Below are 14,222 nucleotides of genomic sequence, written 5' to 3' on the forward strand. Positions count from 1 at the left end.
AGAAAGGAGTGTACGTGCGGCGCTGGCTGTGGAGAGCGTCGCGAGTGCCGACTGCCGTCGACCCACCCTTGGTCGTTGGATCAGATGCTCGAGATCGACCGTGACCCCGTCACCTCGGAGGTCACACCGGAAGATGCGCTCATTGCCTCCGAGGAGGCTCGCAGTCATGCGGCTGACCTGTTGGCCATGTATGCCGCAATCGCCCAGCTAAGTGACCTGCATCGGCTTGTCACCGACCTCATGATCCAGCAGGGCATGAGCCAAGCCGACGTCGCTCGGCATCTGGGAGTAACGCGAGCACGGGTCTCGCAGCTGTTCCGCGAAGTGAAGACGGCAGTGACGAGGTGGTCGAGGAATCGCGGCTTAACAGTCGAGCCCGGCTCGGCAGTGGGGTGAAAGGACCAGCCGAAGCGGCCGGTCCCCAACCTAAGGAAAGCAGGTGACGGAGATGATCCAGCACCGGCTCAAGCTCCATTTCGCCAAGGACATCCCGGAAGACCCAGGTGGCGTGGCAACCAAAAACGTGCCCATCCGAGAACGGCTCTTGCGGTTCTTGCTGGGCAAGGGGCGCCAGGTCACCCCTCGTGGTCCCCGGCGACAGCGTCCGACAGATCGACATCACGGAAACCGAGGACGATTTCACGGCGTGGACATGGAGATTGCGCGGATTGTATATGGGTTGGATGCTGGAAACTAAAAAGCTGTATTTCGTCTAGGAGACTTCAAATCAGAGTCAAAAACGATATATGGATTTCGAGCCGGTATTAGGCATTTATAATCCTTCTATGGCACGTGACAACACCCCGACTATCGACCAATTTCGCCCCGCCGTACTACGAGTATTAGCCGATGGAAGAGAACGTCGGCTGACGGAGCTTGGGGACGATGTGGCTAGGCACATGTGCCTGGCGCCTGAGGTTATGGAAGAAACCGTCCCATCCGGGCAGCCGAGATATAGAAATCGAATTGCATGGGCGTGTTCATCATTCGCTCAGGCGGGGTTGGTGCTCCGGCCCAAGCGTGGGCAATATGTGATCTCGGATAACGGCCGTCAGGTAGATTCAAGAAATCTCACCGAGTACACCGAACAGGACATGCTGGAGTGGCCCAAGTGGCAGCAGTATCAGAGTGAAATTCGGGAGCGTAAGAGCTTCGGCAATGCAGCAGCTGACTTGCCGGCATCCTCAGGCGTGCGCAACGAAGGGACTCTAGCTGAATGGCAAGAGGCGTCGGCTAGCCCGACAAAATCGCCATTAGAGATGGTGGAGGATGCGCAAGCTGACTGGAACGCGAAGGTTTCCACCGATCTACGGCAGCGCCTGCAGGACTCGACCCCGGATTTTTTTGAACGCGCAGTTATTGAACTGCTGTGGGCAATGGGATACGGCGGTGTCCACGGGCAGAAGCAGCATCTGGGACGTTCCAATGATGGCGGCGTCGATGGAGTGATTCGTGAAGATGCCCTTGGGCTTGGCAAAGTTTATGTGCAGGCCAAGCGCTATGCTGACTCAAATTCCGTTGGGAATGGAGAAATAAGAAACTTCATTGGTGCGCTAGATTCTCGCGGTGCGAATAAAGGTGTATTCATCACAACTTCCCGCTTTACCAACGGGGCAGTAGAAGCTGCAGCTAACTATCGGCACGGAACAATCGTTCTGATTGATGGCGTGAAACTTTCCGCGCTCATGCTTGACCATGGTGTGGCGGTCCAAAAAGCACATGAGATTACCCTTTACGAACTGGATGACGACTTTTTCGAAGAGGATGAGTAGGGCGTCTCACAGCCGGGTGTGACCTGTCGTTGCGGGGTTACTTGAGTGGGCTTCAGGTCTTATACAATCGGGAGACTGTTTTTACGTAAATAGGAAGCCCGATGCGGACACTCAGTTTCTTCAACAACAAGGGAGGAGTGGGGAAGACCACTCTTTCCACCAATGTCGCCCATTATTTCGCTCGTCAGGGTAAACGAGTGCTCTATGTGGATTGCGACCCGCAGTGTAATGCCACACAGCTCATGCTGACTGAAGAACAGCACGAGGAAATCTACCTGAGCAGTAAGAATGATGAGCAGGCCGAGCGCGATTCGTTGGCTAATACCGTCTACTCGCTGTTCATCCCGCTACGAGAAGGCGAGACCGATATCGAGCCCGATATCCGGCCAGTGCGCTCGGAGCGGTTCGGAGTCGATGTCCTGCCAGGACACCCGGCACTTTCCAACATTGAAGATGTCATGAGTGACGCATGGCAGTCATCGCTAGCCAAGAAGACCGGTGACTTTCGTCGAATCCACTGGGCCGGGCAGTTGGCTGTGGCGATGGAAGATGAAGATCGATACGACTACATCTTCTACGATGTGGGACCGTCGTTAGGCCCTTTCAATCGCACCGTGCTTTTGGGCTGCGATGCCTTCGTCACTCCTACGTCAACCGACTTGTTCAGCTTCCACGCCTTTGGAAACCTCGCCAAGTGGTTCAACGACTGGGTCACTGAATACAGCGAAATTTCTGAGGGCAATCTTGCTCAGTGGAGGAACTACTCGCCAGATATTTCGAAGAAAACTCGAAAGCTTCGGTTGCTCGGGCATGACGGACGTGGGCTTCAGTACCTTGGCTACACAACGCTGGAATACGTGAAGCGACGCTCGAACGGTAAAGAACAGCTTGTCGGAGCCTTTGAACGCTTCCGCGGCAAGTTTGACGACGAAGCAAAGCGGATTGGCGATAGCCTCGGGCATTCGTGTGACCAGTACCTGATTGGGCATGTGCCGCACATGTACTCCATGCCGGCGACCGCACAGGATAGTCATTCACCCATTGCAGACCTGCAAGCAACCGATGGCGTGCGGGGAACTCAGCTGAACCAGCGTACTGGCTATGCAGAGAAAATTGATGAAGTCGCTGCACTGGTTCTGGAGCGGTTGGAGGGTTAGAGGCTTTTGCGACGCGCACGATTGACGCAGTTCCAGCCAATGAAGAAGATGCTACACTGCTGAAGATCCAGGTCAGCGCGCCTTTGCTGCGTGTGCGACGCCGTGCATTCACGCTGGACGGAGTGCCGATTGAGGCCTCTGATGACCGCTACCTGGCAAGTAAGGCGAATTTCTCGGTGACGACGGCGCGGGGCAATGCGTCGCCGATTTCGCTGCAGGCTGGGGAGGGCGTGCGGTAGGGGATTGTGGGATTTCTTTGGGGGCGGTGGTGGCTTTGAATTGAATTGGCGTAGCTGCCGCTGCGAGTGCTTTTCGGCGAAGGCGACAGCGGCTTCTTAATTCAACATCGCGCGGCACTCTTCCTCGGAATGGCCAGAGTTCAGGCAATCAGCCCAGTCGATTTGGCCTTGAACCCACGGGGATGGCTCGTTGTTCTGAGGCTCCGGGGCAGTGTTCGTGGAAGGACCGTCATAGAAATTGTTGGCGCAATACTGTGTCCAACCGGAGGTGCCGTCGGTAAACCAGGTGGTGCCCTGCTCGTAAAGACCCTGCGAGGATTTCGCGCAATGCGAAATTGTTTTGTTTATAGCTGTCGGCTCACCAGTAGGAGCGCCGGTGTAACCAGTGGCCCCGGGGCTTTCCGTTGTCTGGGTCGGGGGTGTCGACGGGTTAGAGGTCTTGGTGGTGGATTGTGCAGTCGATTCTGTGCTGCTTTCTGGGCTGGTGACAGTTTTTGTAACGGTAGTCGGCTCCGATGCTTTTTCCGGTTCTCCGTTGGAGCACGCCGAAAGGCACAGCGCTGGAATAGTCAGTGCGAGGGCGAAAATGTGTCGTTTGTGCATGTGAAATACCTTACTGTACGGGCAGGTGAGAAAGCGTTCTCTAAGTTCAGCTATTGGTGACTCAGTTTCCTCGCTGACGATATCAAGCGTCCGCATCACTGGTTGTTTGAAATATTCGTGGAGCAGGCGCTTATCCTTAATGGCGATGTCAGTATCAGCGATGCTCCTGTGGTGCTGCGAGGGGGGCTCGCCTCGTTTCGCGCTGTGGTCGATATCACTTTAAAAGCTTGCAGGCCTGTAAGTGAATAGCATTATAGTTATATTTAGTTCACATTCTATTAACCTTATTTAGGGGCTTTCATTGGTCGCCTTTCAGAGTACGATTGCGATTTATAGCCTGTTTTTTGCTCTTGCCCATGCCGTAGTTCTTATTGGAAACGTTTTACTATTCACTGTTCTAGGCAAGGAGTAATCATGGGCACTCAACGAGCATTTGCAAAACTGGCACGGTCAGCCACAGCACTGTTGGCTGCGGCTGGTGTCGCTCTGGCGGCGACTCCCATCGCGGCTGCCGCACCGGCTTCGGCAACTGGTAATGATCAGGTCCTGTCCTGGACCGAAATGGGCGAGTGGGGTCCAAAGGCAAATGATTTCCCCACTGTCATGGTCAACCAGGGGATGACGGAAAACATTAGTCCAGAGGGCACAAATGTGCAGTGTGTTCCTGCACCTGGTGAGAATCCTGTGGTCATGATCCACGGTATGAACTCGAACTCGTACCAGACCTATGCCCGCATGGCACCGGAGCTAAAGGCAATGGGGAAGTGCCTGTACGCATTTAACGTTGGCAAGCTAGGCCCTGACGAGTTTTCGGTGCTGGGCTCTATTCCAACCATGCGTAACATGACCCCGCTGGATACCGCTTTGGCTGAGCTGACTGCGAAGATTGACACTCTCAAGGCGGAAACTGGTGCAACCGCCGTCGATATTGTTGGACACTCTGCCGGTGGCGCCTTGGCTGCCGCCTACGCCAAGCAGGAGCAGGGCCGGGGGATTGGCACCGTCGTTTCCCTGGCGGGCGTGCTGCATGGCACAACCCTGCTCGGCGCTTCCTACGGCTTGGAACAGCTCAACCAGTTCGACAATGCCGGTGACAAGGCTGCGGGGTACATTGTCAGCCCCAGCCTGGTGGATCTGATGCAGCACGGCCAGTTCATGGCCAAGATGAATGAGGGCGGCCTGGAGCAGCCGGGCGTCAACTACGTTGCAATCTCGACTCAGGTTGATGAAGCCGTCACGCCAATGGCTGCAAGCCAGTGGAACGCACCGACTTCCAATAACATCCTCCTACAGGATGGTTGCTCTGCGGACCTGTCGGGCCATATTGGTCTGACCTTCTCGCCGCGAGCAATCGCGCTGGTAGTGAATGCGCTCGGACGTAGTGTTGAGGTTCCGTGCGTGCCGGTAACCGCCGTTTTTGAAGGCGGCATCAACGACAATGCCAATGTGCGCCCAGAACACGTCAATGCCGTCTCTGACGGAATCACGGAAATTGACGGACGCATCGCTCAGGCTGCAGGGGCGCGGTAGCGATAGTCGTGAGCAGTAGCTCTTGATAAAAGGCGCGAGTCGACAGCGATAATAGCTAGTCGGATTGCGCCTTTTTCGCCATCAAATCCAGGGCAATGGCGGCACCAATGATCGCCGCGCGCAATTGTGGTGGCAAATCATCCTTGAGCTGCAGCACATAGCGTTCATTGCCGGATAGGAGATTCGCAAACCCCGACCACTTGCGTGACATCTGTGCGACTCTGACGTCGTTGATCATAAAAGTGGCGTCGTAATGCCAGACGTCGCCGTCGACCTCGCAATTGGCAAAACCGGGGATGGAAATCTCCAGCCGCCGCTTAAAGAACGCAAACTTCTGCTGAATAGTGGCCAGAAGGCGCGATGACTCTGCTCCACCTTGCTGCTTGCCTTCGGTATCAGTCGCATGCGGGTCGGGGTAATAGACCTCGTAACGATCAAGGGTGAAATCGGTCGGGTCGGTGATAACGAATACCGGAGTGCCGTCCGGTTCGGACACTGTCAGGCGACGAGAGCCCATAAACATTCGGCTCAGAGTGCTGCCCGTAGTTTCGATCTTTCCGATGCAGTGGCCCTCGGTATCCAGGATGTCGAAATCATCCGCCATGAAGTTTCGAATCTGCTGGATAACGATGCTGTTGTGTGAGAGCAATCCCTGGTGGCGCCCTTGCTGCGGCGGAAGCTGCTCCGGTGTGGGAGGCTGCTGCGGCGCGGAAGGTTGCTCAGGCACGGAGGGCTCCTGCTCTGGCGCGGCAGGGTGCTCTTCCTGATCGTGCTGTGGAATCTGATCCCACAGCGACTTTGGATTATCCCAATATGAACTCATGGCAACAGCCGTCCTTTGGTGGTGCTAAAAGCCGAGTGGCTTAGAAGTTCTCTACGAGTGCCTTGTTGAAAGCCTCAAGGTCGGCCGGGGTGCGGGAGGAAATCAGGTTGCCGTCAACGACAACTTCCTCATCGACCCAGTTGGCACCAGCGTTAATCAGGTCAGTCTTGACGCTGATGTAGGAGGTAATAGTGCGGCCCTTCAGCACATCCGCATCGGTGAGAATCCAACCGCCGTGGCAAATAACGCCAATCGGCTTGTTAGCTGCGGCGAATCCCTTCACTAGCGCCACGGCATCCTTATCGATGCGAATCTGGTCCGCATTCACGGTGCCGCCAGGCAGAATCAGAGCATCGTAATCATCGGCAGAAACGCTGCTGGTCAGCTTATCGACGTCCACCTTCGTGCCATTCTTGCCCTCAATGGAGCCCTCCTCCGTGGAGATAATGTGCACGGTCGCACCGGCATTCTTCACGGCCTCAGTCGGGCTAGTCAGCTCGGAGTCCTCGAATCCGTCAGTGGCCAAAACTGCAATGGTCTTATCTGTTAGATCAGTCATAGCCCCGAGGGTAACGACGTGGTCGCGTTTATGCATCCAGGCGACCATGATTTTCGAGAGTCTTACCTAGTTGCGTAAGTAATCTCCGCCATTGTGAAAAGTCGCTTGCGTTCGCCCCCGCGCAAGCGATATTCTGAAGTCCCGTGGTTACGAAATACATCATCGTTACAGGAGGCGTAGCCTCCTCCCTCGGAAAAGGCTTAACCGCGGCGTCGCTCGGCCGCCTGCTTACCTCGCGTGGTCTCAAAGTGACTATGCAGAAGCTCGATCCCTACCTCAACGTGGATCCGGGCACCATGAACCCCTTTCAGCACGGCGAGGTCTTCGTCACCGAAGACGGCGCCGAAACCGACCTGGACCTCGGTCACTACGAGCGCTTCCTCGACCGCAATCTCTCCGCCGGCGGCAACGTCACCACCGGCAAGGTCTATTCCTCGGTCATCGCTAAGGAGCGCCGCGGCGAATTCCTCGGCCAGACCGTCCAGGTCATCCCGCACATCACCGACGAGATCAAATCCCGCATCGTCGCCATGGGGAACGCGGACGCGAACGGCGAAAAGCCCGACGTGGTCATCACCGAAATCGGCGGCACCGTCGGCGATATCGAATCGCAGCCCTTCCTGGAAGCCGCGCGTCAAGTGCGTCACGACGTCGGCCGCGAAAACGTCTTCTACCTGCACGTGTCGCTGGTTCCGTACCTCGGCCCTTCCAAGGAACTGAAGACCAAGCCCACCCAGCACTCGGTGGCTGAGCTTCGCTCGATTGGTCTGGTTCCCGATGCCGTCGTTTTGCGATGCGACCGCGACATCCCCGACTCCCTCAAAAACAAGATTGCGCTGATGTGCGACATCGACCGCGAGGGCGTGGTGTCCTGCCCGGATGCGCCGAGTATCTACGACATCCCGAAGGTCCTCTACGACGAGCACCTGGACACCTTCATCATTCGCCGCCTGAACCTGCCGTTCCGCGACATGGATTGGGTCGTGTGGGGCGACCTGCTCGAACGCGTCCACAACCCGAAGGGCGAGGTCACGGTGGCGCTCGTCGGCAAGTACATTGACCTGCCGGACGCCTACCTGTCCGTCGCGGAAGCTGTGCGTGCCGCAGGTTTCGCCCACCGAGTGAAGGCGAACATCCGCTGGGTTGCCTCGGACGACTGCGAAACCCCCGAGGGGCTGAAGAAGAACATGGCCGGCGTTGACGCGATTGTCATCCCCGGCGGTTTCGGAGGACGCGGCATCGAAGGCAAGATTGCGACCATCCGCTACGCCAAGGAAACCGGCACGCCGCTGCTAGGAATCTGCCTGGGCATGCAGTGCGTCGTCATCGAGGCGGCGCGCACTGCGGGCGTTGAAGGTGCGTCGTCCACCGAGTTCGACGAGAACGCGGCCGAGCCGGTCATCGCCACGATGGAGGAACAGCTCCAGGCAGTCTCCGGTGAGGCTGACCTGGGCGGATCCATGCGCCTGGGGTCCTACCCGGCGAAGCTCGCCGAAGACTCCGTCGTCGCCGGCCTCTACGGCACCACCGATGTCACCGAGCGCCACCGCCACCGTTACGAGGTCAACAATGCCTACCGCAACCAGCTGTCAGAAGCCGGACTGGTCATCTCGGGCACCTCGCCGGACGGCAAGCTCGTCGAATTCGTCGAATACCCCACGGACGTGCACCCATACCTCGTGGCCACGCAGGCGCACCCGGAGCTGAAGTCACGCCCCACCCACGCCCATCCGCTTTTCGACGGCCTCATCGCCGCAGCCCTCAAGCGCAACTAGCCTCGGCGCCGCGCAGCCGAATCCGGCCCAGCTATTAGAGTGAAACTCATGGCGCATCAATTTGACGTTGTTGATTCCGAAATTGTTCTCGAGGCACCTATCATCGCGGTCCGCCGCGACCAGGTGCGAATGCCGGGTGGGAATGTGTCGGCCCGCGAGATTGTGGAGCACTTCGGCGCTGTCGCAGTCGTTGCCGCAGATGAGGATAACCGCCTCTACCTGCTGAATCAGTGGCGGCAGGCGGCAGGGAAGCGCCTGGTGGAGTTGCCGGCCGGGCTTCTCGATGTCGCGGACGAGGACCCGCTGGAGGCCGCCAAACGTGAGCTAGTAGAGGAAGCCGGGCTGGAGGCCGAGTCCTGGTCCCTGCTTACCGATATGTTCAGCTCACCCGGCTTCGCAGAGGAAGCGGTTCGGATCTATCTGGCCAGGGGGCTCCGTGCCGTCGATAAGCCGGAAGCCCACGATGAGGAAGCGGACATGACTGCGTCGTGGATTCCGGCCGAGGATGCGGTGGCGATGGCGCTGCGCGGAGAGATCCTCAACGGCATCGCGCTGTCCGGCATTCTGCTGGCGGCGGAGGTGCTGCTGAGGGGTGCCACGCCACGCTCGGTCGCGGAGCCGTTCGATATTCGACCGACGACTCTGGCTCAGCGTCGAACAGAGCAGCTCGGCGCCGGCGCGGACCTGAAACGTATCCGATGAGTTCGATCGATCCGCTTGTCGACGCCTTCGTCACCTACCTCGCGGTGGAAAAGGGCTTGTCGGCGAATACGCTCGCCAGTTATAAGCGCGACTTGGAGAAGTACCGCACCTATCTGCGGGGCATCGGCCGCACGGAATTGGCGCAGGTCACCGAGCAGGATGTGTCAGAGTTCCTGGCGTATCTGGCGCGGGGAGATAAGTCAGCGGGCAGGCCGGCGCTGGCCCCGACCTCGGTGACGCGTTCGCTGTCGGCCGTGCGGAGCTTCCATAAGTTCGCGGTGGGTGAGGGCGCGTTGGATGTGGATGTCGCCAAGCGGGTGTCGCCGCCGAAGCAGCCCTCGCGGTATCCGAAGGCACTCAGCATTGATGAGGTCACCCGGCTTATCGAGTCCATCCCCGACGATGAGACCGCCGACGTGACGGATTTGCGCAACCGTGCACTGGTGGAGTTTCTGTACTCGACAGGTGCGCGCGTTTCCGAGGTCACCGGCCTGGATATCGATGACGTGGACCGCGAAACCAACCTCGTGCTGCTGCGCGGTAAGGGCGGCAAGGAGCGCATCGTGCCCGTGGGATCGCCGGCCATGGCGGCGCTGGATGCGTGGCTGACGCGCGGGCGGCCGAGCTGGGTGCGGGCAAACTCTGGGCCGGCGCTGTTTATCAACTCGCTGGGGCGCAGGCTGTCTCGGCAGTCAGCGGGAAATACGCTGGCGGAGCTGGGCGAGCGCGCCGGGCTGAAGGTGAAGATTTCCCCGCACACCCTGCGCCACAGTTTCGGCACACACCTGATTGAGGGCGGTGCCGATGTGCGCGTTGTCCAAGAGCTGCTGGGGCACGCCTCGGTGACGACGACCCAGATTTACACCATGATTACCGCGGAGAATATGCGACGAGTCTGGGCGGGGGCTCACCCACGGGCTGAATACTCGCGGTAATATGTGGCGGTAATATATCGCGCAGTAGAATTGATGAGAAATCTTCAAGGAAGAGGGATTGACTGTGGCTGAAGAAGGGTTGTTTGAGGCCGATCGAGTTGAACTCGGTCTCACCGGTCGTCCGGCACGTGAACTGCCGGAACCCGCACCCCTGAACAGTCACGGCCCCGCAGTCATCCTGGCAATGTGTAACCAGAAGGGCGGCGTGGGTAAGACCACCTCGACTATTAACCTGGGTGCGGCGCTGGCAGAGTTCGGCCGTAAAGTCCTGCTCGTTGACTTGGACCCGCAAGGCGCACTATCCGCCGGTCTCGGTGTTCCCCATGAGGAACTCGACCTGACGGTCTACAACCTCATCGTCGACGACACCACCGATGTCCGCGATGCCATTCATCACACCAAGGTCTCCGGCCTGGACCTCGTTCCGGCCAACATCGACCTGTCGGCTGCGGAGATTCAGCTTGTCAACGAAGTCGGCCGCGAGCAGGCCCTCGGACGCGCGCTGCGCCCAGTGATGAATGACTACGACTTCATCATCATTGACTGCCAGCCGTCGCTGGGCCTGTTGACTGTCAATGCGCTGACTATCTCCGAGGGCGTCATCATCCCAATGGTGGCAGAGTACTTCTCCCTGCGCGGTCTGGCACTGCTCACCGACACGGTGGCCAAAGTCCGCGACCGCCTGAACTTCAACCTGGAAGTCTCCGGCATCCTGGTCACTATGTTCGACCGCCGCACGCGCCACGCCAAGGAAGTCATGGAACGCCTCATCGAGGTCTTCGGTGACAAGGTCTTCGACACGGTCATCACCCGAACCGTCCGCTTCCCGGAAACCTCCGTCGCTGGCGAGCCCATCACCACCTGGGCACCGAACACCCCAGCTGCGGCACAGTACCGCAACCTGGCCCGCGAGGTCATCGAGCGCAAAGGCCGCAAATAATAGGTGACTTCCCCGGATAGTTACACTCCCGAACCGTCGTCAAGCGAGGGCGTGCAGGAAGAAATCACCGGCTTCCGCGTCGCGCTCGCGAACTTCAACGGGCCCTTCGACCTGCTGCTGCAGCTCATCAGCAGCAAAAAGATGGACGTCACCGAAGTCGCGCTGGCGGCGGTGACGGACGAGTTCATCTCGTACACGCGCAGCCTCGACGCAGTCAGCGACCTCGACGAAATCACCGAATTCCTCGTCGTGGCAGCGACGCTGCTCGACCTCAAGACCGCACGACTTCTGCCGCGTGGCGACGTCGACAGCGAAGAAGACCTCGAACTGCTAGAAGCACGCGACCTGCTGTTCGCCCGACTGCTGCAGTACCAGGCGTATGGCAAGGTAGCCGACCAATTCGAGGAGTGGCAGAAGACCGCGCCGCGGCGCTATCCGCGAGCTGTGGGGCCGGACAAGCAGTTCGAGGAGCTGCTGCCGCCCGTGCGCCTGGGCATGTCGCTCGGGGAGTTCGCCGAGTTTGCGGCCGTCGTGATGCGGCCGAAGCCGCCGGAGGAAGTCGGCGTCGGGCACATCCACGGTGTGCCCGTGTCCGTGCCGGAGCAGGCGGGCAAAATTCTGGACTCGCTGCGGCTGGCCGGCGAGGGGACCTGGTTGACGTTTACGCAGCTGACCTCGGAGTGCCGCGTGTCCATGGAGGTTGTCGGGCGGTTCCTGGCGCTGCTGGAGCTCTACCGTGCCAAAGCGATTGGTGTGGAGCAGGAGGAGGCGCTGGAGGAAATCCACGTGGCCTGGACCGGGCTGGACGTGGACCCGGCCGTCGTGGCGGCGGCGAACTGGGAGTAGGTGGCTGGGGCTGGCTGTTGGGGCTGGCGTTGCGGCTTGGCTTGGTCGGGCTGGTGCTAACAGCTGATTAGCGCCCGGCCAATTAGCGCCCGGCGCGGGAGGTTGCGTAATCTGACCCGCATGAGCGAAACCAGTTCCGGACCATCCGAGCAGGCCGTGGAGCCCGCGTCTGCTTCTTCGGCTCAGTTGCCGCCCATTGACCCGTTGCGAGCAGGCGTTGAGTCGATTCTGCTGGTAGTCGATACGCCGGTGGCGGCGGAGGATATGGCGCGGGCGCTGGATGTTTCCGCAAGTGATGTCCGTGACGTGCTTCGCGAAATCGAGTACGAATACCGTGCACGTCGCAGCGGCATTGAGCTACGCGAAACGGATGAGGGCTGGCGGTTTTACACAGCTCCCGCCCACGCCAGCGCGGTCGAGCGATTCTTGCTGGATGGCTCGCAGTCGAAGCTCTCACGTGCAGCTATGGAGACGCTGGCAGTAGTGGCTTACCGACAGCCGGCCACGCGTGCGCAGGTCTCCGGTGTGCGTGGTGTCAATGTCGATGGGGTGATGCGCACGCTGGTCGCGCGCGGTCTGATTGCGGAATCCGGAGAGGACCCGGCAACCGGCGCGCATTTGTACGTTACGACGACGCTGTTCCTGGAGCTTTTGGGGATTGATTCGCTGGACCAGCTGCCTGATTTGGCTCCGCTGCTGCCTGAGGTCGACTTGATCGACGAGCCGTTGGACTAGGTGGGGTTCTGGGGCGGTTGGACAGGGGGGGGCTAGCTGGGCCGCGGGCTGCGGGGCTCGCTCCATCGGCTAACCCACTTCACGACACGCGTGTCACCTCATGCCACCTCCACAGCTGTCACGAGGTGACATGGGTGTCGTGAAGTCGCATTTCGGGCTGGGTTTGCTGCTCGCCTCAGCTCACTGCGAGCCTTTGTACCCACCACACCCACCACACACCCACCACACGCCCTGTGGATAACTCCCGAAAACTGCAAACTATCCACAGTCGACGCCAAATTGACGCCTTCTGAGCCTCCGTGTGAGCCCAAAAATGAGAACGTAGCACTCACCAACACTCGCAAACACTCACAAACACGCAAACACTCACCAACACTCACACCACCACCCGCCAGCCAGCAAATGCATGGACCTCAGGAGCGCAATCCGATGCCGCAGTGGATCTACGACGCCGACGACATCATCCGTACCGGCCAGCAGCGCGAATGCGCCCGCCCCAGCACATTCGCAATTTCCCGAATCGGCCAGCACTCCGACCGAGATCTCCGCCAGCGAGCCAAAAGCGGCAGCCTCCTGTGGCTCGCACACGGCGCGTACGTGCCGGTCGACAGGTGGCTCACCCTAAACAGCACCGAACGTTACATCCTGGAAATCAAAGCGCTCGTCCATCGCGGCACCACCACCGTAGTCACCCGCGATGCCGCCGCTGCTCTCCACGGTTTACCTCTACTTACGCACAACACTCCCATCGCGATAGCCAACTCCGGCCGCACGCGCGGGCAATCGCGAAGCACGCCGAATGGCCCGTACCAGCCGCACAAACGCCTCATCCGCGTCTCCGGCCGGATTCTCCCCGAGGACATCGTAGAAATCGATGGCCGCCTCGTCACCGATGTCCCAAAGTCCGTCATCGACGTCTGCCGTTCCCGCACTCCGCACAATGCACTAGTGCTTGCCGACGCCGCCCTCCAGCGCCACACCGACACCGAGGAGCTGTTGGCCACGTTGGCTGCATATCCGCGTGCTCCGGGAAATGCACAGGCCAGGAGATTGTTGGGGCAAGCGACAGCGTCGTCGGAAAGCATTGGGGAATCGCTCACTAAAGAAGCAATCGTCCAGGCGGGGCTAGCTTCTGTCGACGATTCTCGTACTCCGTTGCTTCAGCAGGTGTCCTTTCGGGATGATCGTGGCTTCATCGCACGCGTGGACTTCTACCTGCCCGAGCTTGGGCTGATCGTCGAGTTCGATGGCCGTATGAAATACACCGACGGTGGAGTCGCGGACACGCAGGTGGCAATCGCAAAGGAGCTGGAGCGCGAAAAGCGCCTGAAGAACCTCGGGTTGAATGTCATCCGGATCGTCTGGTCACAGCTTTTCGACGGCTCCGCCGTAGCCACCTTGCGGCAAGCAGCCGCGGAAATCCGGCGTCACCTAGCAAATGGTGGTAGTTGCTATCGCGGTAACTACGCCTTCGCGCGGCAGCCCATCACGATCACAGGTAAGGCGGCCGAGTTGGCCATGCGTCGCCGACGAGTGTGGAGCCAGGCGGGGCGGCTGTACTAGGCGGCGTCGGCACTGCCGCTCTCGGCCCGCTTCCACAGGCCCT

At 59.4% G+C, this 14,222-nt stretch carries 16 protein-coding genes; 13 read left to right on the forward strand and 3 right to left on the reverse strand.

Annotated features, from left to right (window positions below; translation table 11 throughout):
* Positions 1–84: 84 nt before the first annotated feature.
* From HMPREF2878_RS11005 to HMPREF2878_RS11010, 5 genes are all read left to right on the forward strand, one after another.
* Positions 85–396 carry a helix-turn-helix domain-containing protein gene (locus tag HMPREF2878_RS11005; protein ID WP_083229255.1) on the forward strand — a complete coding sequence of 104 codons (312 nt, stop codon included), beginning with the start codon at positions 85–87 and terminating at the stop codon, positions 394–396.
* Between the two features lie 43 nt (positions 397–439).
* Positions 440–697, forward strand: a complete 258-nt coding sequence (locus HMPREF2878_RS06100; protein WP_069359498.1) for a hypothetical protein — start codon at positions 440–442, stop codon at positions 695–697.
* Between the two features lie 49 nt (positions 698–746).
* Positions 747–1,772, forward strand: a complete 1,026-nt coding sequence (locus tag HMPREF2878_RS06105) for a restriction endonuclease (RefSeq protein WP_210387014.1) — start codon at positions 747–749, stop codon at positions 1,770–1,772.
* A gap of 101 nt (positions 1,773–1,873) precedes the next feature.
* On the forward strand, positions 1,874–2,929 hold the full coding sequence (locus HMPREF2878_RS06110; protein ID WP_069359499.1) for a ParA family protein: 1,056 nt from the start codon (positions 1,874–1,876) through the stop codon (positions 2,927–2,929).
* 20 nt (positions 2,930–2,949) lie between these two features.
* Positions 2,950–3,168 carry a UTRA domain-containing protein gene (locus tag HMPREF2878_RS11010; protein ID WP_083229256.1) on the forward strand — a complete coding sequence of 73 codons (219 nt, stop codon included), beginning with the start codon at positions 2,950–2,952 and terminating at the stop codon, positions 3,166–3,168.
* A gap of 96 nt (positions 3,169–3,264) precedes the next feature.
* Here HMPREF2878_RS11010 and HMPREF2878_RS06115 read toward each other — a convergent pair whose 3' ends face one another.
* The gene (locus HMPREF2878_RS06115; RefSeq protein ID WP_069359500.1) at positions 3,265–3,771 is read right to left on the reverse strand and encodes a hypothetical protein; all 507 of its coding nucleotides are present in this window, start codon (positions 3,769–3,771) and stop codon (positions 3,265–3,267) included.
* 414 nt (positions 3,772–4,185) lie between these two features.
* On the opposite strand from HMPREF2878_RS06115, the gene HMPREF2878_RS06120 reads away from it, so the two are divergent.
* Positions 4,186–5,301, forward strand: a complete 1,116-nt coding sequence (locus HMPREF2878_RS06120; protein WP_070653013.1) for a lipase family alpha/beta hydrolase — start codon at positions 4,186–4,188, stop codon at positions 5,299–5,301.
* Between the two features lie 55 nt (positions 5,302–5,356).
* Here HMPREF2878_RS06120 and HMPREF2878_RS06125 read toward each other — a convergent pair whose 3' ends face one another.
* Positions 5,357–6,124, reverse strand: a complete 768-nt coding sequence (locus HMPREF2878_RS06125; protein WP_070653015.1) for an LURP-one-related/scramblase family protein — start codon at positions 6,122–6,124, stop codon at positions 5,357–5,359.
* A gap of 40 nt (positions 6,125–6,164) precedes the next feature.
* Positions 6,165–6,683, reverse strand: a complete 519-nt coding sequence (locus tag HMPREF2878_RS06130) for a type 1 glutamine amidotransferase domain-containing protein (RefSeq protein ID WP_070653125.1) — start codon at positions 6,681–6,683, stop codon at positions 6,165–6,167.
* A 143-nt stretch (positions 6,684–6,826) separates the two neighbouring features.
* Here HMPREF2878_RS06130 and HMPREF2878_RS06135 point away from each other — a divergent pair, with 143 nt between their 5' ends.
* The 7 genes from HMPREF2878_RS06135 (at position 6,827) to HMPREF2878_RS06165 (ending at position 14,179) form a co-directional block, all read left to right on the forward strand.
* Positions 6,827–8,458 (forward strand): CTP synthase, encoded by a 1,632-nt coding sequence (locus tag HMPREF2878_RS06135; protein ID WP_070653017.1) that lies wholly within the window; start codon positions 6,827–6,829, stop codon positions 8,456–8,458.
* Between the two features lie 48 nt (positions 8,459–8,506).
* Positions 8,507–9,160 carry an NUDIX domain-containing protein gene (locus tag HMPREF2878_RS06140; protein ID WP_070653019.1) on the forward strand — a complete coding sequence of 218 codons (654 nt, stop codon included), beginning with the start codon at positions 8,507–8,509 and terminating at the stop codon, positions 9,158–9,160.
* Positions 9,157–10,095, forward strand: a complete 939-nt coding sequence (locus tag HMPREF2878_RS06145) for a site-specific tyrosine recombinase XerD (RefSeq protein WP_070653021.1) — start codon at positions 9,157–9,159, stop codon at positions 10,093–10,095. Before HMPREF2878_RS06140 ends, HMPREF2878_RS06145 begins: the two co-directional genes overlap by 4 nt.
* 64 nt (positions 10,096–10,159) lie before the next feature.
* Positions 10,160–11,035 carry a ParA family protein gene (locus HMPREF2878_RS06150; protein ID WP_049189940.1) on the forward strand — a complete coding sequence of 292 codons (876 nt, stop codon included), beginning with the start codon at positions 10,160–10,162 and terminating at the stop codon, positions 11,033–11,035.
* Between the two features lie 3 nt (positions 11,036–11,038).
* Positions 11,039–11,881: a segregation and condensation protein A gene (locus HMPREF2878_RS06155; RefSeq protein ID WP_187271199.1), complete on the forward strand. Its 843-nt coding sequence runs from the start codon at positions 11,039–11,041 to the stop codon at positions 11,879–11,881.
* A 120-nt stretch (positions 11,882–12,001) separates the two neighbouring features.
* On the forward strand, positions 12,002–12,616 hold the full coding sequence (gene scpB / locus HMPREF2878_RS06160) for an SMC-Scp complex subunit ScpB (RefSeq protein ID WP_049170455.1): 615 nt from the start codon (positions 12,002–12,004) through the stop codon (positions 12,614–12,616).
* A 429-nt stretch (positions 12,617–13,045) separates the two neighbouring features.
* Positions 13,046–14,179: a PDDEXK family nuclease gene (locus tag HMPREF2878_RS06165; RefSeq protein ID WP_070653023.1), complete on the forward strand. Its 1,134-nt coding sequence runs from the start codon at positions 13,046–13,048 to the stop codon at positions 14,177–14,179.
* The last annotated feature ends 43 nt before the right edge of the window (positions 14,180–14,222 follow it).

The organism is Corynebacterium sp. HMSC065H09, from assembly GCF_001812845.1.
In the GTDB taxonomy this organism is placed as follows: Bacteria; Actinomycetota; Actinomycetes; order Mycobacteriales; family Mycobacteriaceae; genus Corynebacterium; species Corynebacterium jeikeium_D.